Here is a 20852-nt window from a genome sequence, read left to right as displayed (position 1 = left end):
CACGATGTTTTAATTTACCCTGCAGATAAGAGAATGCCGAAACCTGACGGGCTCCCGTGCGGCATTGAGCATCACAGCAACGAGGCAAAGTGTGGCAATCAAACCCGGGCAATGGTCATTCACCCGCTGGACAACCGTGGGGCAGCTGGAAGCCGTCGAAGTACATCATCCATCATTCAAGGCCAGACTGTTTCTTCAGGGTGCCCACCTTACCCAGTTCGCGCCCCGCGACGAAGCCAACTGGCTCTGGGTCAGCGAAGACGCCATTTTCAAACCCGGCCAGGCAATTCGCGGTGGCATCCCCATCTGCTGGCCCTGGTTTGGTGTGCCGGGCAGGAATCCTCCGGAAGTCCGGCGGCGGATTCTGACAGGCGCCTCCCACGGATTTGCCCGAACTGCGCTGTGGAAACTGGAAGATGTTCGTGAAACTTCAGTCGAAGTCGAAATCAGCCTGTCGCTGCACGCCAACCAGGATTTTGCCGATGCCTGGAACGGCAGCGCCCTGTGCCTAGCCACCTATACCTTCACCGCCGACAGCCTGCAGATTGCGCTGACCACCACCAACCTCGGCGATTCACCACTGGCGCTGACCCAGGCCTTGCACACCTACCTGCCCACCAGCGACATCCGCCACACTCACATAGAAGGTCTGGAGGGCTCGGTGTTTATCGACACCCTGGAGAATTGGAGCGACTTCACCCAGCACGGCCCGGTCCTGTTCAATGGCCAAACCGACCGCATCTACGAAAGCGGTCAGCCACTGGCGGTTATCACCCCGGCCACCGAACGATCATTGCAGTCCGTCGGCAGCGACTCTACGGTGGTCTGGAACCCCGGGCCAACCAAGGCGGCTCAGCTATCCGATTTTCCGGACGCCGGCTGGCAGCGGATGCTCTGCGTGGAAACCGCCAATGCGCTTTCCGATTATCGCGTGCTCAATGAAGGGCAAAGCCACACCATAGGCGTTATGATTGGCCGACTTTAAGAATCTGGAGACCCCATGGGCCTGACATCCTACCTGCGATCAAAACTGGTTTCGGCCGAGCTGGACAATCAGATCGACCGCATCCGCAAGCCCATCGGCACTCTGGGTTATGACCCCTGGGGCTTCAATAACGACGGCATGAAAGTCGGGTTTTCCCTGGCCCGGCAGCTTTACGAAAAATACTTCCGGGTGGAAACCACCGGGATCGACAAGATTCCCGCTGAAGGCCCGGTGCTGATCGTGGCCAACCACAGCGGCCAACTTCCGATCGACGGCATACTGATCGGCTACGCCCTGGCGGCCCGCCAGAACAAGCCGCGCATACCCCGGGCGATGATCGAACGCTTCTTTCCCACGGTGCCCTACCTGGGCAACCTGCTGAATGAATTTGGCGCTGTGCTGGGCGACCCCACCAACTGCGCCAAGATGCTGGCCAACGGCGAAGCGGTGATCGTTTTCCCCGAAGGCGTGCGCGGTTCCGGCAAGCTCTACCGGGACCGCTACCAGCTGAAACGTTTCGGCAACGGCTTCATGCATCTGGCGATGAAGTACAACGCCGCTATTGTGCCCGTGGGTGTAGTCGGCTGTGAGGAAACCATACCCGCCATCGCCAACATCAAACCTCTGGCGCGGATGCTGGGCATACCTTACGCCCCGGTTGCGCTGCCCGTGGTTTTCCCGGCCAAGGTTCACCTGAACATCGGCGACCCCATGCACTTCGACAACCGGGAAATTCCGGAAGAACAGGTCACCGAACGGGTTGAACACGTCAAGGCCGCAATCAGCGAGCTGATCGACAAGGGTCTGAGCGAACGGAAAAGGCTTTTCTGATGACCGATTTGAAGCAGAAGCAAAGCAGACCGCACATCCTGATCACCGGTGCCGCCGGCGCCCTCACCCAGCAGGTCATCAACCGGCTGCGGGACCATTGCGATATAGTCGCGGTGGATTTCCGGGAACAGGTCTACCTGGGCGATAGCATCCCCAGCTATTGCATCGACTTCAACCAACGGTCCTTTGAAGACCTGTTCCGGCGTTACAAATTCGACGGCGTGATCCACATGGGGCGGATCATGTCGAGCCAGCTCACCCGCATGCGCCGCTACAACGCCAACGTGTTGGGCACCCAGAAGCTGCTGGACCTGAGCCACAAATACGGCATCAAGCGGGTGGTGGTGCTGTCCACATTCCACGTCTATGGCGCCGTGGCCTACAACCCGGCCCTGATTGACGAGGAAGCTCCCCTGAAAAGCGCGGGGCTGAGCGCGGATCTGATTGATTCGGTAGAGCTGGAAAACCTGGCCAACATCTATCTATGGCGCTACCCGGACCTGAATATAACCGTACTGCGACCTTGCAACATTGTCGGGCCCGGGGTGCGCAACTCCATCAGCACCCTGCTGGGCAGCGAACGGACACCGGTGCTGGCCGGCTTTTCCCCGATGATGCAGTTCATCCACATCGACGATATGGCAGACGCCGTGGTTCTGGCCTATAACAAAACCCAGCGCGGTATCTTCAACGTGGCGCCGGAAGACTGGGTAGCGTATCAGCACGCACTGAAACTCTGCGGCTGTAAAACCTTCCCGATACCGTCGATTCCACCCCTGGTGCCAAAGGTGCTTTTAGACACGCTGAAGCTGCGCAGTTTTCCGTCGTATCTGATGGCGTTTTTCAAGTATCCTGTCGTCATAGACGGCAGAGCCTTCGCCCGGGAGTTCGGGTTTCAGCCCAGGCGGCCGCTCAAGGAAATCTTCCGGTATTACCGGGATAACAAAAAGCCGGTCTGACCCGGTTTGAGCGCAGGACGCGAGCCATGCTCAACGATCTAAGCCTGATTAGCCATGCCACAGCCGCCATCGCCTATGCGCTGCTGGCCGGGCTGGTCGCCACACGATACCTGCGCCGGGATATTGATCGCTCAATCTTCCTGGCGGCCATTGTGTCCTCCATCTGGGCCGGCTCGCTGGTTACCCAGTCGCTGTGGCAGGAGCCCAGCTTTTTCATTCGCTACCTGTTGGAGCTACTTCGGGACGCCGCCTGGGTGGCCGTGCTCTTCGCCCTGCTCAGGGATGCCTTCCGCACCGCCAACCTGAAAGGCCAGCTTCGGCGCATCATGACCGGGGCCACACTTCTTCTGATCCTGGTGCTGCTGGGGTCCGGAGCCCTGGAATACCTGTCCGGCCTTACCATACTGGACGGCAAAACCAAGGTGGTCGGGCAGATTGCCCTATCGCTGATGGGCCTGTCACTGGTCGAACAGATCTGGCGAAATGCCGTGACCTTTGGCCGATCGAGCATGAAGTACGTCTGCATCGCCGTTGCCAGCCTGTTCGCCTACGACTTCTTCATGTACGCCGATGCCCTGCTGTTCGGGCAGGTGGCGGATTCGTTCTGGAACGCCCGCGGCCTGGTCAACGCCGCCATCGTTCCGCTGTTTGCGGTGAATGTGATCAACACCCGCAAACAACCGGTGGATTTCCAGCTGTCCCGCTCCGCTGTCTTCCACGCCGGTGCGCTCATGCTGGCCGGTGGCTATCTGCTGTTTCTGGCGATTGGCGGTTACTACGTTCGAATCATGGGGGGCGACTGGGGCGAAGCACTCCGGATTCTGTTCCTCAGTGCCGCACTGATCTTTCTGGTTACCCTGGCTACCTCCCGCCGTGTCCGTGCCCGCCTGATGGTGTTTATTGGCCAGAATTTTTTCGACTACAAATACGACTACCGGGACGAATGGCTGAAGATGACCCGGGAACTGGCCAACCTCAGCAACAGCCCGCCCCTGCCGGAGCGGGTTATCCGCATTCTTTCGGGACTGGTGGAAAGCAACGCCGGGGCAATCTGGGTCAAACAGGATCGCGGTGACTTTGCCCTGCAAAGCGCCATCAACCTGGCCCCACCGAAATACACCACCATCGATGCCAGCTCGGAACTGATCCGATTTTTCGGGGAACGGGAGTGGATCGTTGACCTGCACGAATACCACCGGGACCCGGTGCGCTATAACCTGCTGGAAATCCCCGACCCCATTTTGCAGATTACCGGGGGCTGGCTGGTGATTCCCCTCTACCTGGGCAACGATCTTTACGGCATCGCGCTTGTGGGCAACCCCTATGCGCGGGTTGAACTGAACTGGGAGAACTTCGACCTGGTCAAGGTTGTCGCCCGCCAGACCTGTAACCTGCTGGCCCAGGCGGATGCCCAGAGCCGGCTGTCCCAGGCCATGCAGTTTGAAGCGGTCAGCAAGGCATCGGCGTTCATGGTGCACGACCTGAAAACCCTGATCGCCCAGCTGTCCCTGCTGGTCAAAAACGCCCCGCGCCACCGGGACAAAACCGAGTTTATCGACGACATGATCCAGACCACCGATCACGCCGTTCGCAAAATGGCCAGCCTGGTAGACCACATTCGCCGGCCCGCCGACGAAACCATGGAGACCAAGGTACTTGAACTGGGCCAGGCCATCGAAGCCGTGGCGGAGCAATACGCCAAAGGGCAGCCTGCGCCCCGGGTAGTCCCCCACCCCGAAGACATCTTCATCAACGCCGACCTGGAGCAGCTACACAGTATTCTTGGCCACCTGATCCAGAACGCCCAGGATGCGACACCGGCGGGAGGTGAAATTACCCTCACACTGAAAACGGCACGGGACAACGTGGTACTGTTCATACAGGACACAGGTTCGGGTATGACCGAAGAGTTTATCCAGACCCGGCTATTCAAACCGTTCGAAAGCACCAAGGGCCTGACCGGTATGGGAATAGGCGCCTACCAGGCCCGGGAGTACGTGCGGAACGTCGGCGGCAACATCGATGTAACCAGCGAACCAGGCGTAGGCTCCTGTTTCACATTGCGTTTTCCGTTGGCCCGGCCGGGCTCCCTGGCTGATTCAACATCCCGGGAAAAGGCCCCGGAAACACTCACAACAACCGACGAGGGCGCCAAATAACTGGCGCATCTTGAAAATGGCGGCCGCGACCATTGCAAAGTGTCAATGATCGGTTAAGAATCGGAGTCTGAGATCCGATAGAACGCCGTAATCTCAAAAAAGGACTTTTATTCGTTGTGACTAGACGACTTCTGATAGTAGAGGATGATCCGGGCCTGCAAAGCCAGATGCGCTGGTGTTTCAGTGACGATATCGAGGTAGCGCTGGCCGCTGACCGGGAATCCGCACTGACAGCACTGCGACGGCTGGAACCGGAAGTGATCACCCTGGACCTGGGCCTTCCCCCGGACGCTGGCGGAGCCACCGAAGGCTTCAAACTGCTGGAAGACATACTGCGGCTGGCCCCCATGGCCAAGATCATCGTTGTCACCGGCCGTGAAGAAAAAGAAAACGCGGTCAAAGCCATCGGCATGGGTGCCAGCGATTTCTACCAGAAACCCCTGGACGCCGACATTCTCACCTTTGTGGTCAACCGCGCTTTCCGTCTGGCCGAACTGGAACGTGACAACCGCGAGCTTTCCAGCCATCGCAACGGCACCAACATCAAAGGGATAGTCGCGGCCAGCTCACAGATGCTGACTATCTGCCGCACCCTGGAAAAAGTCGCGCCCACCGACGTCACAACCCTGATTACCGGCGAAACCGGCACCGGCAAGGAACTGCTGGCCCGGGGGCTTCACGATTTAAGCCAGCGCGCCGACAAGCCCTTTGCCACCATCAACTGTGCCGCCATTCCAGAGAACCTGCTGGAAAGCGAACTGTTCGGCTTCGAGAAAGGCTCCTTTACAGGCGCCACCCAGAGCAAGAAAGGCAAGATCGAAAGCGCCAACGGCGGCACCCTGTTCCTGGATGAAATCGGCGACATGCCCATGGCGTTGCAGGCAAAGCTGCTGCGATTCCTGCAGGAACGCGTGGTGGACCGCGTGGGCTCGGTCAAACCCATACCGGTAGACGTTCGCGTGGTCTGCGCTACCCACCGGGACGTTCGCCAGCTGATCGACAGCGGCGACTTCCGGGAAGATCTGTATTACCGCATCAGCGAAATCACCCTGGACGTGCCCGCCCTTCGGGACCGTGATGGAGATGCCCTGGTGATTGCCCAGTCACTGCTGAAATCCCTGGGCAAACAGATGGACCGCCCCAACCTGGCGTTTTCCGAAGACGCCGTTGCCGCCATCACCACCCACCCCTGGCCCGGCAACGTGCGCGAAATGATCAACAAGGTGAAGCGCGCCACCATCATGGCCGATGGCAAGCGGGTAACCGCCGCCGATCTGGAACTCAGTTCTGGCGACGGCGAGGCTGACGACACGCTGAACCTTCGACAGGTGCGGGAGCGGGCAGAACGCGCCGCCATAATGCAGGCACTGCAATGCTGCCAGTTCAACATGGCCCAGGCATCGCGACTGCTGGGAATCACCCGCCCCACACTCTATAACCTGACCGATAAATACCGAATTGAGACATCCGCTGAAAGCCCGGAGGTCCGCCAGTAATGCGAACCACCTAGCAGACAGCACAGGCAGCGAGAGCAACAGGGAACCCAGAATAAGAACCGCAGGATCATAAGGAACAGGGACATGAAATCAGCGTCAGCCTTAAAAACCACACTTATTGCCATCACGTTCGCGCTGCTTGTCGCCGGATGCGGCGAAAGCAACGAAATGAGCCAGGAAGAAATCCAGTACCTGAGCCACCTGGACCAGTCCCGATTCTTCCAGCGCCAGGGCGAACTCAAAGCCAGCACCCTGGAAGCCCGTAGTGCCATCGAAATGCAGCCCGGCCGGGTCGAGCCCTACCTGGTTATTATCAACAACCTGCTGACCGCCGGCGACGCCCGCAACGCAGAACGCCAGCTTGACGCCCTGATGGACCAGATTGAGCCTGCCAACATCAGCCAGCCCAGCCTGAACGACGCTGCGCTGGTTCGCGCCGAAGCCAACCTGATGCAGCAACAGTACCAGGACGCACTTGATGCCCTGGACACCATCAAGGACGCCGACCGCGCCCAGCAGTCCGAAGCAGCATTGTTGAAAGGCCATATCCAGCTGGCCTCCGGCAAAACCGAAGCGGCTCGCCAAGCCTATCAACTGGCCCAGGAAGTGACGCCGAACTCGGTTGAGCCACTGATCGGCCTGTCCAAAGTGGCCTACAGCGAAGACAACCCCGAGGACGTTGCCCGGTTTATCCAGCAGGCCAACGAAATCGATCCGCAGCATGTGGAACTCTGGCTCTGGAAAGCCCGCCTGGCCCATTCCAACGAACGCTGGGCCGAAGCCGAACAGGCCTATATCAACGCCCTGGAAACCATCGGCCAGTACGATGTGATGACCTTCAGAAAGTTCGAAACCATGTCCGCCCTGGTCGACGTGCTGCGCCAACAGGGCAAAGCCTCTGAAGCGTTTGTTTACGAGGAAATCCTGGCGAAGTCCGCGCCCGGCACCATTCGCAGTAATCTGGTGGCTGCTCAGGAAGCCTTTAACGAAAACGACCTGACCACCGCCGCGCGTTACCTGGAAGAAACCCTTGCGCAAGCGCCAACCCATGAACAGGCGGCACTGATGCTCGGCATCATCCGCTACCGCCAGGGCCGCCCGCAAGAAGCCGAAGCCCTGCTGGAGCCTATCGCTGCCCTGAAAGAATCCGAACAGGCCCAGAAACTGCTGGCAGCAACGCGCCTGCAAATGAGAAACCCCGATGGCGCCAAAGAAGTACTGGCCGGCCTGGAAGCGCAGGACACCGACCCTGAAACCATGGCACTGGTAGGCATTGCCTCCCTGGTCAGCGGCGACAAGGAAAGCGGCGAACAGATGATCCAGCGCTCCCTGGAGCTGGCGCCGGAAAACAGCAGCCTGCGATTGCGCTACGCCGCCTACCTGATTCAGGAAGGCGACACTGAACGCGCCATTGAACAGGCGGAACAGGCCCTGCAGAACGACCCAACCCTGGACCAGGCCCGCATGATCGTCATCCAGGCCAAGGTATCCGCCGACAATCTGCCAGCCGCCAGGCAGACCGCGGAACAGTGGCTGGAACAGCAACCGGACAACATTGGCGCCATGATCGCCCTGGGTAACATCTCTGCTCGTGGCGGCAATACGGAACAAGCCAGATCCTTCTTCCAGCAAGCGGCCAAGGCCGAACCAGAAAACGCCACCCCCGTTATCTCCCTTGGCAACCTGGCGCTGTCCGAGCAACAGCCGGATGAAGCAAAAACCTCCTTCACCCGCGCCATCAGACTTCAGCCCGACAACCAGCAGGCACTGCGTGGCCTGACCGCCGTTATGGAACGGGAAGAGCTCACCGCGCTGATGGAGGATGTTCAGAAGGAAAACCCCGAAGCTATCGGGCCCCGGCTGGTACTGCTTGAATCCGCACTGATTGCCGGTGACGAAACCACCGCCAACGAACTGACCGCAGGCCTGCTGGAACGGGAAGACGAAAACAGCCCGGCACCGGCCGAAAACCTGGTGGCAACCGTCTATCACGGCATCGCCACCCAACTGGCCCAGCGCGATCGCACTGACGAAGCCAACGACATCCTCACCCGTGGCCGCGTACTTTTCCCCGAGCACGAACAGATCGGCCTGCAGGCCGCGGTGCTCGCCTTCGCGGAAGGCGACTCGAAGAAAGCCCGGGAAATCCTGAGCGATGTGAAACAGAGCCACCCGGACTCCCCTGCTCCTTTCTTCGTGGAAGCGCGGTATTTCGAGCAGCAACAGGAATTCCAGCAAGCCGCCGACCTATACCAGTTGGCTCTGGCAAAGCGCAGCTCTCCTGATCTTGAAGTGTCCTATGCCCAGGCACTCAACCGTGACGGCCAGCAAGCCAAGGCCCTGGAAAGCCTGACAGCGGCACAGCAGCGTTTCCCCAACTCCGAGCCGCTACTGACCAACCTGGCGATTATGCAGCAGCAAACGGACAATGCAGGCGCCGCAGCGGAAACCTACGCCCAGCTCATCAAGGTCTCGCCGAATAACGTTATTGCGCTGAATAACCTGGCTTGGCTTTATCACGAAAGTGGCGATGAGCGGGCGATTGAGCTGGCCAGCAGAGCCTATGAGCTAAGCCCGAATAATGCAGCTATCGCGGATACTTATGGGTGGATTCTGTTCAAGGCAGGTGAAACCGAAGAAAGCCTGCCTATTCTGGAGAAGGCGCACGAGCTGCAGCCGGATTCGCAGGAAATTGCGATGCATTTGGCGGAAGCCTACCAGTCGGTGGGGCGTGATGATGACGCCAAGCAGATTCTACAGAATGTAAGTGATGGGAGTAGCTGAGCAGTCAACGAGCTCTAGCCTGTATCCATAAGCAATGAAAAGGGCTGGCGAATAAATCGCCAGCCCTTTTTCGCAATTCCCCGTGTGATCGATTTCTGCCTCGGCACACGCTTGATTCAGATCGACGTTGACGACCCGACAGCTGCGCCTGCTGATCGGATGGCTGGCTCAACCTTTTTACTCTTTATACTGCGCATCAATGGTATCGAGCAGAACTGGCAGATTCCGATCAATAAAGCTGCTTAATGCCTCGACACCATCGCAGTCACGGCAATACACGCCGAATGTAATTTGTGACCCATCTGACCTGCCATTAAAAAACCCGGCAAGCTGGGATAATTTCGCTCGCAGCTCATCACTCTCCCAGTGTGCTTCCACGTAGTAACCGTAGGCAATATGGACCTTCTTATCACCAAAGCGCTGCTGCAGCGTAATACCGCTTAATCTTCGCGAATCCGGCCCCTCGAGGTTGAATAAATCAGTAAGCCGCCATTCTTCTGAATCATAAAGCCTGTTACCGTACTGAACGACCTCTGCGCCCTGGCGCTGGAAATCGTAGCTGTGAATGGCAGCATAGAAAACCTCGGGCATACCATCGGAAGCATCGTTAACGGCAGCACGTTCAAACAACGTTTGCTGATACACCCTGTCTGGGTTCCGAATCTGCGGGCGCCAGCCTTCAAGATCGGACGCGAAAAGCGGCCCGTATTGCTCTTGGTCAAGACGCAAATCATAGTTCGCCGGCACTTCTTTGATTTCACCAGTGTTGGACGGTAACGCAAAAAACGCGGCAATCAAAAACACAGACACGAGGGCCACACCAGCGTATCGATGCTTCTTCGGCGCCGGGCTAGCTTCATCAGCGCGCATGTGCTTGTCTGCCGCCTGCTCAACAGCGGAATTCTCCAGCTTCCGCCCCAACAAGAACAACGGTATCAACGTAACCGCAAACACCCACCAGCCGAAATTGTCATGATCCTCAATCAGGCTACTTTGCATATTCGTCTCGTAGCCCATGTAGATAATGATAAAAACCCGGACCCAGTTAGCAAACAAGGCCAGGCCAATCGCCACCAGAAACAGAATGATCCGGGACCGAATCTTCCGCAGGTTCAGTTCACCGTATAACAGCGCCAGAGATTGCCCAACCAGCAGGTATCGAAGACCAGAACAGCCATTGGCAACCTCAAAGGCTCCGATACCGGTCAGGAACACATAAATACCGTCAATCCGGAAATCAATATCCAAAAAGCCCAGGCCAATCTCGTTGACGGCCACAGTGATCAACTGCAGGGTCCACGACAGGTAATCCCAAAAAGGTAAAGCGAAGATCAATAGGCCAATTGGAAGGATAAACTTTTGAACCTGGTTCCAGCCGATCAGGATAGCCAGGATGCTGAGAATCATCGGAACCAGAACAAGTTCCTGCAGCGCTTCCACACGTAGAATGCCACCCAGGGTGTAACCCGCCAGGGCGAGAACAAAAGGAAAACACCAGAAAGGGTAAAAACCAGTTATCGGGCGCTGCGCATACCACTTGCGGCCCACAATGTATGCGGACACCAGAAGCAAAAGGAAACCATGAGAATAGGATTCATCGAACTTGAGCCAACGGGAAAAGATGCTTTCAAGCGTGGGTGAGACCAGAAAGGCCAAAAGACCGAAGGTAATCAAAAAAAGGGCTACGGAGCTTATCCAACGGCTGTAGTGAATCCTTTCCACCGACACTGCTCCCTGTATGAATCTTGAATATGCTCGATCTTGCCTTTTAATGTGCTTTTTTACCAGCCGAACCTTTGCTAGCACCAACTAATAAATAAAGCGGTCCAACAACATGCTCTGTCCCCTGGCGCGTTACAGTCCTATCCTTCGATTGAACATTCTCGAAACCGGCGCCGGAGTTACCCCCTGCAGCCAATAAAGAAAACCGATTACCGGATTCCGAACCACCTGGAAAGTCTCGAAATCAACCACATCGCCCTGAAAGTGGGATTTATAGAAATGATTTTTCCCAGACCCGGCCAGCAGGTCGTAAAATTCGACGGCGTCATCGCTAAACGCCGCCTCAACCGCAAACCCGAGATGCAGTGAGCCAAGGGCAACCTTGCTGTCAAAATCCTCAACAAACCCCGCCTGCAGGTTCAGCCGCCAGCCGCCGACCACAACATCATAGAGCACGGAGACACAATCGCCGTCGTACCGAAGCGTCGTCAATTCCGCCCTGCCCCCGCACTCTGAAAGGCGCTCGATAAAAAGCCGGTGGAACCGCAGTGCATTCTCGTCAAACACAGGTACGCCCCAGCGCATAACGTGGAACTGATTCAAGCAATCAAAAAAATCACCGTCAGTTTCCGCTTGGTGCGGGCAAAATTTGAGGTTCCCGCGTTCGCGAAGATAAGTTCGGCGATTGTAGGCTTTCAGTCGGGTATTTTTGCCAAGCTGCTTCAGCCAGTCATCAAATGCCCCCTGCACCGATATCCGAACGCCCCTGTCTTTTGTTCTAGGGATCATGCGGGCTTGCCCTTCTAACGGCCACCGATCAGGGGCGAAACCCGAGACATCTCCCTCGGCCACATCACTGCAGATCAGTTCATCCCACTCCAGCTTGGCAACCGCGGTCAAAATCGCCTCATTCACTTCATTCTCACGGCCGGCGGGCAAAATAAACCCGCAGTATTCCGTTCTGACGGTGGGCGCCAGCCGCCAGGCGCTGCCAACCAGGTAGAGCCGATACACCCGAAAGCCGGTGGGGGTCAGAATGGCCCGGCGATAGAAAGGCCCGAGGCCGATCAGGCCGTCCTGCTCGTCATAGACGCCGATCAGCACAAGCTCAAGGCCTAGTACCTGGGACCAGACCTCCCACCAGCTGAACAACCAAGGCCAGCCAAGAAACACGGGGTTTGCATTGGAACCCTGCAGACAGCGCTGCCATTCCTGCGCCATAGAGCTGAAATCCGATTCGGACAAACGTTCCATACGCAGGGTCATAATGCCCCCCGGTCACAAAAATCGGAACCGGCCTGCAGGAACTCGCCATCTGAATCACCAGCCATGATGAACCATTTTCGGTCAGAGGGTTCTGCCTCGTAACGAAAAAATCGCGGCTTTCCGCGCATCCGTATGAATCCGGCAGCCCCAAGGCAATCACCGAACTGATCATCAGACGTTACCGCTGACATCTGTGTAACGTGGCGCCACCGACTAACCACGTAATCAATCATCGCTTTTTTAAGCGGGTGGTCACGGCAGGGCCCCAGGTAATCTACTATTCGCAGATGCTCCCCATGTGTCCGAACAACGAGGATGCCCGCCAACTCGCCTGCTCTCTCTGCGCGAACAAACGCATAACGGCCCAACGGATGTTGCTGGTAGCGCCAGTCTAGATATTTGTAATTGCGGACCACAATACGCTCATAGCCCCCGGCGCAGGACCGCCAAAGGTTATCAACCCGGTCTTTCCCGGGTAGAAACGAATGTACCGACAATCTCATTCCCGCTTCCGGCCCTCGCTGTTTCCAGGGCGGCCAGGCGCCACGAACTACCCTGTTCGCCAACTGAAGAGCCACGAACACCCAGGTTCGCCAACCACTGATTCGCCGGATCATTCGGTAACTTTCAACTGAGGTATCAGAAACCCAACCGAGATGCTGCAGCACATCGCTTGCCCGGTCACTGATACCGAAGGCCATAATGATCGGGGATTTCTGATGCAGTTCGTGTTTGATTTCGCTTCCAAGCCCCTTGCCGCGCCAGGCTTCTGCCAGAAAGAAATCACAGCTCCATAGCACCGGCCTTTCAACACCGGCATCCTCGGCCATAACAGGCATCACACCATTGAACCCAACCACCTGGTCCTGATCGTCCACCATAACAACAGGACTGAAAGGCAGGGAGAAAGGATTGGACTCGAATTGCCAGTCCCAGAGCTTGCGCTTGTGGCCGACGTCTAAAAAAAGCCCTAATACACCGTCCTGGTATTTACCCTGCCAGGGAACGCAACGGGGAAACTGTTGCTCTGGCTTACTCTGGCTATGATCTGCAACATCTGTCATTTTTGCGGCACCAGAATCCGGAACAGAGCCCGCCATACCACCGAATCCATGGGTGCATTGCTAAAGGCCCTGACAATATCCCTGGCAGCCTTTTTCCGTTCGCCAACACTTGCGAAATACCGGGCGGAACGACAATAAAAACGTGCCAGACCCCAGCGTTTTTCCCGGGGCGTAACCGAATCACCGTACTGGTTCAGAAAGTTCCTTATGATCATTTCATTGGCTGCGAAGCGCCGGCGTTTATCCGATGAAATCTGATCTTCCATCACACGATAAGACGCGACAATTCCAGGCTCATAATGAAACAGATAACGGGCAGAAAACCGCAACCAGAGGTCATAATCGTCCGCGACACCATGGCTTGCCTGAAAGCCGCCCATCTCATCAAAACACTTACGGCGCACCAGGGCCGTCGTAATGCTCACGCTGTTATCCGCCAAAAGCTGGCGCGTAATTCGGCCTGAATAGCGCTTCATATTATCGAAACTTATTACCTCACCCTTCTCGTTAACGGTCTCCTCATCGCCATGAACGATTGCTGCCCCAGGTAATCTGCTAATCAGGGCCACTTGTTTTTTAAGTTTTTCTGTGGCCCAAGTGTCATCTGAGTCGAGAAAAGCAATAAACTCGCCACTGGCCTGATTCAAGCCGACATTCCGAGCTTTGCTCTGGCCACGATTTTCTTGATGAAAATAGCGAACGCGGTCATCGTTTAAAAACGGAGCTAACACCTTAACTGTGTCATCTGTCGAGCCATCATCTATGATAATGAGCTCCAGATCAGCATAGCTCTGAGACAGAACGCTACCAACAGCCTGAGGAAGGAATTTTGCCCTGTTAAAAGTTGGCATTATTACACTTACGGTTGGCATGTCGGTATCCCCAAGACGGGTCTGCGCGATATCATTTCAAAAGAATAGCCGCAAGACTTCTCCATGTAACGCGCCCTGCTGGTTCAAACTTTAACGCTTTCAGAAGCTCTACGAGTGCTCTCCTTTTAAGGTTTTGACCGGCGAGATATCTAGCTTTTCTACAATGAAAAGCCGCAAAGCCGGAATCAAAATCCTTCTTCGACATTGCACTGGGAAAATCCCGTCTGAAATCATTGATAATCTGCCAGTTAGAATCGAATCGTCGGGACTTGTCAGAAGAGATTTGGTCCTCCATGACCCTATAAAAAGCCAGGAATTCAGGCATATAATGAAAGCGAAACCGAGCCGAAAACCGCAGCCACAAATCATAGTCATCCGCCACACGCCGAGTTCCACTCATGGCGCCGAGCTCTTCAAAACATCTGCGCCGGGCCATTGCCGTATTCATGCTCACACAGTTGTCCCGAATCATATATTTAGCAATATCACCTGAGTACCGCCTCATATTCTTCCTGGAGATTTCCTGACCCTGTTCATCGACAGTAACTATATCTCCATAAACGACATCAACATCCGGCTGTTCGGCCAATTTGGTCAACTGAATTTCAAGCTTGTTTTCGGGCCAATAATTATCCGAATCGAGGAAACAAACCAAATCGCCACTTGCTCGGGATAGCGCTAGATTTCTGGCAACGCTCTGCCCCTGATTCGCCTGATAAAAATAATGCACCCGTGCATCTTCAAGAACAGTAGCAAGTCGTTCTTTAGTGTCATCCGTAGAACCATCGTCAATAATAAGGAGTTCGAAGTTTTGATACGACTGCTTAAGCACACTATCGACGGCCTGTTCAATAAAATCCGCACGATTGAATGTGGGTGTAATGATGCTGACATGAGGTTTATCGTCTGAGGTCATTCTGAACTTCCAATATCAATTTTGACTTTGCTAAAAACACCTCAGCCCAACCGATAACGTTCAGCCGCTTTAACTGCATAGGAATAGTCCTTAATGCAAAGCAACTGTATTCCTGCCAGCGCTAGGAGCCTACTTCTTGGCACCGGACCGAGACCTGCAGGGTCCAAGGCGAGCCTGAGGGCTTCAATACCACTTGAAATTCTTGAAGCAATCTTCGTGGTGAGCTTTTGAGGTTTTGGACGGCCCCACTGATAAGAAAGGTTCTCGGGGATAGGTAACGGACATTCAACATGCCCAGGATAGGTTTGCCATGGCACCAATCGAGTGCTCTCCGGAAATACCGAGAACCAATCCGTGTAAAATCGGTGGTTGTTTCTGTAATCCACAGGAAGCCCGCATATGAATTCCAGTAAATTACTATCAAAGAAAGGGAGTTGATATTCGAGGCGATGTAAGTCGAGATCCTCGTAGACATCATACAAATGTTTTCTCTGGTCATTCACCATCAGGAACAGAAACATAGCCTGACCGGGATCCGCACACTCAAGACGGTCAAGTTCATTTTCAACGCCTGTGCGCAGTAGATCGGCAACGATTTTTCTATCATTAGGCTGGAGTAGACGGTAAGGAAATCCAATCTGGCAAATCTGGAAGAGATGCTTGATTGCAGATCCGCGCTCACCACCTCTCAAAAGTGATAACAGCTTGTCATCAAGGTGAACATTACCCAACCCAACGCTTCCACCATCGCCAGACCAAAGACCGTTCGGTCTCTCTGCTTTAATCTCACCACGGTCTATGCAATCACGCACGAACCTAGTCAGCGCCATTCGGAAGCCATCCTTCGAACTATGGTTCCTCGGAGCAGCAAAGAAGGAGACGCCGATCTGTTCGGCATAGGCACGCGCAAGCGCCTGATCCTGCGACCTATCTGGGGAAAAGTTGATTGCTTGTATATCAGCACCCGATGCATGGAGCATCGCCACTATCGCTCGTGAATCCATACCGCCACTGAGGAAAGCACCAACCTCGCGATCTCCGCGCCGCCTTATATTAATCGCATCCGCAAACAGCTTATAGGCCTTTTCCAAGGCGTCTTTATCTGAAATCTCCTGGGTAGGAACCTGATCCCAACGCCAGTAACAGGCCCTTGAGATGCCATCAGAAGAGAAGCTAACGATCTCCGCCTCGCGTAAGACATTTATACCGACGTATTGAGTACGCTCTGCCAGGGGGTACCCAAACGCGATAGATTCTGCAACGCCCACATCATCGCGAACTTTTGGGACGAAGGGTAAGGCTTCCAAGACCCTCAAGGCCGTTGAAAAAACGACCATCTCTTCATCGCACCAATAGTAAATGGGCCTGACTCCAAGTTTATCGGAAAACAAGTGCAGAACCGGCTCACCCGCAGCCTCACTGTAACTAGCCCCACAGAAAGCCCCGCGGCATTCGCGCAGCGCAGGGTAGCTCCCTTCGGCCAACTCCTTATCAATCAACTTATGATCACCATCAATATTTCCAGCGGGCCCAAGTGGCTCACCCGACAAAAGTGAGGCAGCATGCGGCTCATGTTTTGATAGGCCATCATATGAGGTAAGAGCGCCAACCTTGGCCTGCACGATATAAGCGTGCTCAAAATCAAGCTCTACTATGTCTTCGTCAGGTTGGCGAGATAGATTTTGGCACAGGGCTTTTCCGTATTCCGATGAGACAGCCTGTTTTGAATTGAGCATCATGACGCCAGCAAACATAATCAGTCCCTTTACATAAGCTAATAATTTCGTTGGAAATCTCTACAAATCCTTTTATCAGTTCCTTTCCTGATGAACCAACCAAGCCTGGAACATAAGGATACCCCACAGCTCAAAACTGTAATCCTCGCGCCCGGAAAGGTGCTCTTTCCAGAACCACCTCACAGCGACGGCATTCCAGTATCCCTGATCGGTAAGGGTCTTATATTCAAGAAGCTCCTCTGCCCATTCGCGCAGTGCTCCACGTAGCCACTGGGCTATGGGCACAGCGAAACCCTGCTTGGGCCGGTCAATAAGTTCCCGAGGCACATGGCGGTACAGCACTGATCTCAGAACCTGTTTGCCAACATCATCGTGAACGTTTAAAGACGTCGGCAGCCCCAGAGCAAAGGATACAACCCGGTGGTCAAGCAATGGCACCCGGGTTTCCAGGCTGCAGGCCATGGCAGCCCGATCTACTTTAACCAGAATATCGTCCGGCAGATACCAGTTCAGGTCACGCCACATCAGCGTTTTCAGGCTTTCCGGCGCAATACTGGCTGGCAAAGGGGCTGTCAGCCCGTATGGCGCCTCTTTTGCCGCCCCCAACAACTGCTCTGGACACGGCCAGTAAGACACTCCCTGGCGATAATATTCAGATAGTGAATCAGCACGGGATACCGCTCGGGTGAACGCCAGGCGCTGCTTTATGGCTCCGATGGAGCGTCCTCGCTGTGATGGCACCCCCGCTTTGATCAGAGCCGCCGCGGGTGTTGCCGGCAGGCGGGAAATCAGGTTTTTCAACCGGGCCCTCGGAGCCTTCCGGCTGTGCCAGGCAGACGCCATGGCAAGATAACGGGTATAACCGCAAAAAAGCTCGTCGCCACCATCGCCGGAAAGGGCAACCGTCACTTTCTGCTTTGTCATTTTGCTCACCAGATAGGTCGGAATCTGGGAAGAATCAGCAAAAGGCTCGCAATACATCTGCGGCAGCTTGGGAATCACATCGAGCGCATCCTGCTCGCTCACATACAGTTCGGTATGCTCGGTTCCAAGGTGCCTGGCCACGACCGCGGCATGCTCGGCTTCATTAAAGCCAGCCTCTTTGAATCCGATGCTAAAAGATTTCACCGGTGTGGTGGCCTGTTTCTGCATCAGGGCAACAACGGTAGAAGAATCAATACCCCCAGACAGGAAAGCCCCCAGGGGAACATCAGAAATCATCTGCTCTGAAATTACTTCTGTCAGAAGCTTTTCAAGTTCGTTGGCCGCGCCTTCCAGCGTCTGGCCGGGGCGCTCAGCAAACTGTGCCTCAAGTTCCCAGTACCGCTGTGGCTCCGGCATCACGCCCGACTGCAGATTTTCCAGCTTAAAAGAAACATAGGAAGCGGGCAGCAGTTTGCAGATACCCTGATAGATGGAATGCGGGGCTGGAATAAGATTATGACGAAGCAACAATGGCAGAACCGATCTGTCAATCTCCCCGACCCAGTCAGGGTGCTGGCGCATCGCCTTCAGTTCAGACCCAAACAACAGGGTACCCTGCTGCCAGCCGTAGTAGAGGGGCTTTTCGCCCATCCGGTCCCGCGCAAGATGCAAAAAGCCTTTTTCACGGTCCACCAGTGCGAAAGCAAACATACCTGCAAATTTTTCAAGAGAAGGCTCAAGCCCCCACTGCTCAAACGCTGCCAGCATAACTTCCGTGTCAGAGTGGCTTTTGAAGCTGCAACCCAAAGCTATTAGTTCTTTTTGGATAGTTTCAAAATTGTAGATTTCACCGTTGAAGGCGATGACATATCGGCCGGTTGGGGAAAGCATGGGTTGTGCACCAGCTGGAGACAAGTCCTGGATCGCAAGGCGCCGGTGAATCAAGCCCGCCCCACCTTCTGTCCAAATGCCTTCGCCGTCAGGTCCGCGATGCAGTAAAGCATCACCCATAGCTTTGAGCACCTCATTAGAGAACCCGCGCTTGCTTGTATTTCCTGCCAACCCTCCGGCAAATCCACACATTCGTTATCCCTTTTTAACCGCTGAAAAAATCCGGTTTATCAGCGTTTAAACGACGAATACACTTACTAAGAAAGAGCGCTCGCTTTACCGACTCAGACTCCAGAAAGGATCGCCCTAAGTTGAAGGCTCACCGGAGGCCATGGCACTGAACTCGGCGCTGTCCCGAACCAGTTCATCGAACCGCCCTTCCCCAACCACTTGTCCATTCGACAACAGGTAGATGCGGTCGCATTCGCGTACCGTAGAGAGCCTGTGGGCAATCAGCACAATCGTCTTCTGATTCGCGAGTGTGTCCACCGCTTGCATAACCGCTTTTTCAGTCTGGTTATCCAGGGCACTGGTTGCTTCATCCAGAATCAGCACTTCCGGATCATGATACAGTGCCCTGGCGATACCGATTCGTTGACGCTGGCCGCCGGACAGCCGCACACCACGCTCACCCACTTCGGTATCGTAACCCTCTGGCAGACGCGTTGTAATAAACTCGTGCAGGTTGGCCATCTTGGCCGCACGGATTACCGCCTCAAGATCGATCTCCTCCGGCTTGATGCCGAACGCGATGTTTGCGGTAATCGTCTCGTCTGCCAGAAAAATATGCTGGGGTACATAGCCTATGGACCGCTGCCATTGGCGCACGTTGTCTGCGGTTATTTCCACGCCGTCTACGAGCATTCTGCCGGCTGACGGCGACAGCAGCCCCAGTATCACATCCACCGTTGTGGTCTTTCCGGAACCGCTTGAACCCACAAGGCCTATGCGCTCCTTGGCGCCAATGGACACTGACACGCTTTTCAAAGCCAGCTCCGTGGTTGACGGGTAGCTATATTTGATATCAACCAATTCGATGGCTTTTTTGAGTTCAGGGAAACGAGTTCTGGGCTCCTGAAGCCGGCTGTCTGGGACTGCCTCTAGCGAGCGAATTTCCGCAATTAAACCGTCCAAAGCCGCGCTGTTTGATCTCATCGCGGTGATGTGTCGAAAGATCTGCTGCAGCGCCGGCAGCAAACGATAAGCGGCGAAAGCAAAGGCCGAAAGCACAGGCAAAGCGCCCGTCATAGAACCGTGGGCCTGCTTGAGGTAGAGAAGAACGCCGACCACTCCGCCAAATACAACCGCCTGCATCAAGTGACCGGGAAGCATATTTACAACGGACGCCTTGACCTCCTCATTGGCCGTCTTGAAAGATGGGGGCATAAAACGCTCGAGCATATTTTGCTCAAGGCAGCCGACTTTAACATCCTTAACACCACCGAGCGTTTCCTGAGTTACCCGGAAGCGCTCACGATTGGCCAGGTAGCGACGCCGGCCAAACCTGTAAAGAGGGCCACGCACAACCAGATAAACGATTACATAGGCGCCCCCAAGGACAAAGGTTGCTGAAACTGCCAGAACTGGATCAATAATCAGTAGCAGAGTAACCAAGGCAACAACCACGACGATCTGGGCCACCATTTCGATGGCGGGCAGAAGCGATTTGGAAATAACCTGATTGACCTCAGAAAGAATAGTGGTGGAAAGCTTTGAGGTATGACGGCTCAGAAACCATTCGTAGGACTGCGCGAGATAGCCGCGAAGCAAACGGCTACCCACCGTGTGGACGCGAATCTTGGAAAAGTGCAACTGAATCCACTGATTCAGCGCTTTCAGTCCAAGTGACACAAAAAACACCACTAAGAAAAGGAAACCCATTGCAACTGTGAAAGCCTCAACGCTTTCCATACCGGTCCATGCGTAAGCTTTCGCCAACCAGGCGTTCTCAGTGACCATCGAAGGATCTGAAAGCACTGAGATAAAGGGGATAATTGAAGCAACGCCAGCCGCCTCAAACAGTGCCCCGACCACCATCAGAATAAAGATCCAGACTGATGTTCTGCGTTCTTCTGAGGAGAGAATACTGAAAAGCTTTCGGAAAGTACTTCGCATTCAACCGTCCCTGAGTTATCGCTTTCAAAAGTTTACCGTTGTCTAAGAGCTTACCAAGGCTTTAATCATACACAGACTGACACGGTTTCCGAAGATAGAAATAAGCTAGCAACGCTAAAATCTGCGCCGCTT

14 protein-coding genes are annotated in these 20852 nt (G+C 55.0%); 6 read left to right on the top strand and 8 right to left on the bottom strand.

Going from position 1 to position 20852, the window contains the following annotated elements:
• Positions 1–91 precede the first annotated feature (91 nt).
• The 6 genes from E5Q11_RS03105 (at position 92) to E5Q11_RS03080 (ending at position 9214) form a co-directional block, all read left to right on the top strand.
• Positions 92–985, top strand: a complete 894-nt coding sequence (locus E5Q11_RS03105) for a D-hexose-6-phosphate mutarotase (protein WP_318527266.1) — start codon at positions 92–94, stop codon at positions 983–985.
• Positions 986–1000: 15 nt separating this feature from the next.
• Complete coding sequence (locus E5Q11_RS03100; protein ID WP_135801920.1) at positions 1001–1816, top strand: lysophospholipid acyltransferase family protein; 816 nt, start codon at positions 1001–1003, stop codon at positions 1814–1816.
• Positions 1816–2775 (top strand): SDR family oxidoreductase, encoded by a 960-nt coding sequence (locus tag E5Q11_RS03095; RefSeq protein WP_135801919.1) that lies wholly within the window; start codon positions 1816–1818, stop codon positions 2773–2775. The genes E5Q11_RS03100 and E5Q11_RS03095 overlap by 1 nt, the downstream gene beginning before the upstream one ends.
• A gap of 26 nt (positions 2776–2801) precedes the next feature.
• Positions 2802–4934 carry an XrtA/PEP-CTERM system histidine kinase PrsK gene (gene prsK / locus E5Q11_RS03090; RefSeq protein ID WP_135801918.1) on the top strand — a complete coding sequence of 711 codons (2133 nt, stop codon included), beginning with the start codon at positions 2802–2804 and terminating at the stop codon, positions 4932–4934.
• Between the two features lie 116 nt (positions 4935–5050).
• Positions 5051–6430: a PEP-CTERM-box response regulator transcription factor gene (prsR, locus tag E5Q11_RS03085; RefSeq protein ID WP_135801917.1), complete on the top strand. Its 1380-nt coding sequence runs from the start codon at positions 5051–5053 to the stop codon at positions 6428–6430.
• An 84-nt stretch (positions 6431–6514) separates the two neighbouring features.
• The gene (locus tag E5Q11_RS03080; RefSeq protein ID WP_135801916.1) at positions 6515–9214 is read left to right on the top strand and encodes a tetratricopeptide repeat protein; all 2700 of its coding nucleotides are present in this window, start codon (positions 6515–6517) and stop codon (positions 9212–9214) included.
• A 177-nt stretch (positions 9215–9391) separates the two neighbouring features.
• Here the strand turns inward: E5Q11_RS03080 and xrt are convergent, their stop codons facing one another.
• The 8 genes from xrt to E5Q11_RS03040 form a co-directional block, all read right to left on the bottom strand.
• A complete protein-coding gene (gene xrt / locus E5Q11_RS03075; protein WP_168215599.1) occupies positions 9392–10936 on the bottom strand; it encodes an exosortase in 1545 nt (514 codons plus the stop codon).
• A gap of 132 nt (positions 10937–11068) precedes the next feature.
• On the bottom strand, positions 11069–12202 hold the full coding sequence (locus E5Q11_RS03070; RefSeq protein ID WP_135801914.1) for a GNAT family N-acetyltransferase: 1134 nt from the start codon (positions 12200–12202) through the stop codon (positions 11069–11071).
• Positions 12199–13266 (bottom strand): hypothetical protein, encoded by a 1068-nt coding sequence (locus E5Q11_RS03065; protein ID WP_135801913.1) that lies wholly within the window; start codon positions 13264–13266, stop codon positions 12199–12201. Before E5Q11_RS03065 ends, E5Q11_RS03070 begins: the two co-directional genes overlap by 4 nt.
• Positions 13263–14138, bottom strand: coding sequence for a glycosyltransferase (locus tag E5Q11_RS03060; protein WP_135801912.1), 876 nt, complete (start codon positions 14136–14138; stop codon positions 13263–13265). Before E5Q11_RS03060 ends, E5Q11_RS03065 begins: the two co-directional genes overlap by 4 nt.
• A 31-nt stretch (positions 14139–14169) precedes the next feature.
• Positions 14170–15054 carry a glycosyltransferase gene (locus E5Q11_RS03055; RefSeq protein WP_135801911.1) on the bottom strand — a complete coding sequence of 295 codons (885 nt, stop codon included), beginning with the start codon at positions 15052–15054 and terminating at the stop codon, positions 14170–14172.
• Positions 15055–15095: 41 nt separating this feature from the next.
• Positions 15096–16808, bottom strand: a complete 1713-nt coding sequence (locus E5Q11_RS03050; RefSeq protein WP_135801910.1) for an asparagine synthase-related protein — start codon at positions 16806–16808, stop codon at positions 15096–15098.
• Between the two features lie 57 nt (positions 16809–16865).
• Positions 16866–18797 (bottom strand): asparagine synthase (glutamine-hydrolyzing), encoded by a 1932-nt coding sequence (asnB, locus tag E5Q11_RS03045; RefSeq protein ID WP_135801909.1) that lies wholly within the window; start codon positions 18795–18797, stop codon positions 16866–16868.
• 114 nt (positions 18798–18911) lie between these two features.
• Complete coding sequence (locus E5Q11_RS03040; RefSeq protein ID WP_191964455.1) at positions 18912–20720, bottom strand: ABC transporter ATP-binding protein; 1809 nt, start codon at positions 20718–20720, stop codon at positions 18912–18914.
• Positions 20721–20852: the final 132 nt, after the last annotated feature.

The organism is Marinobacter confluentis (assembly GCF_004785685.1).
Taxonomy (GTDB): domain Bacteria; phylum Pseudomonadota; class Gammaproteobacteria; order Pseudomonadales; family Oleiphilaceae; genus Marinobacter; species Marinobacter confluentis.
Note: the sequence above shows the minus strand (reverse complement) of the source record. Positions and strands in the feature narration are given on the sequence as shown.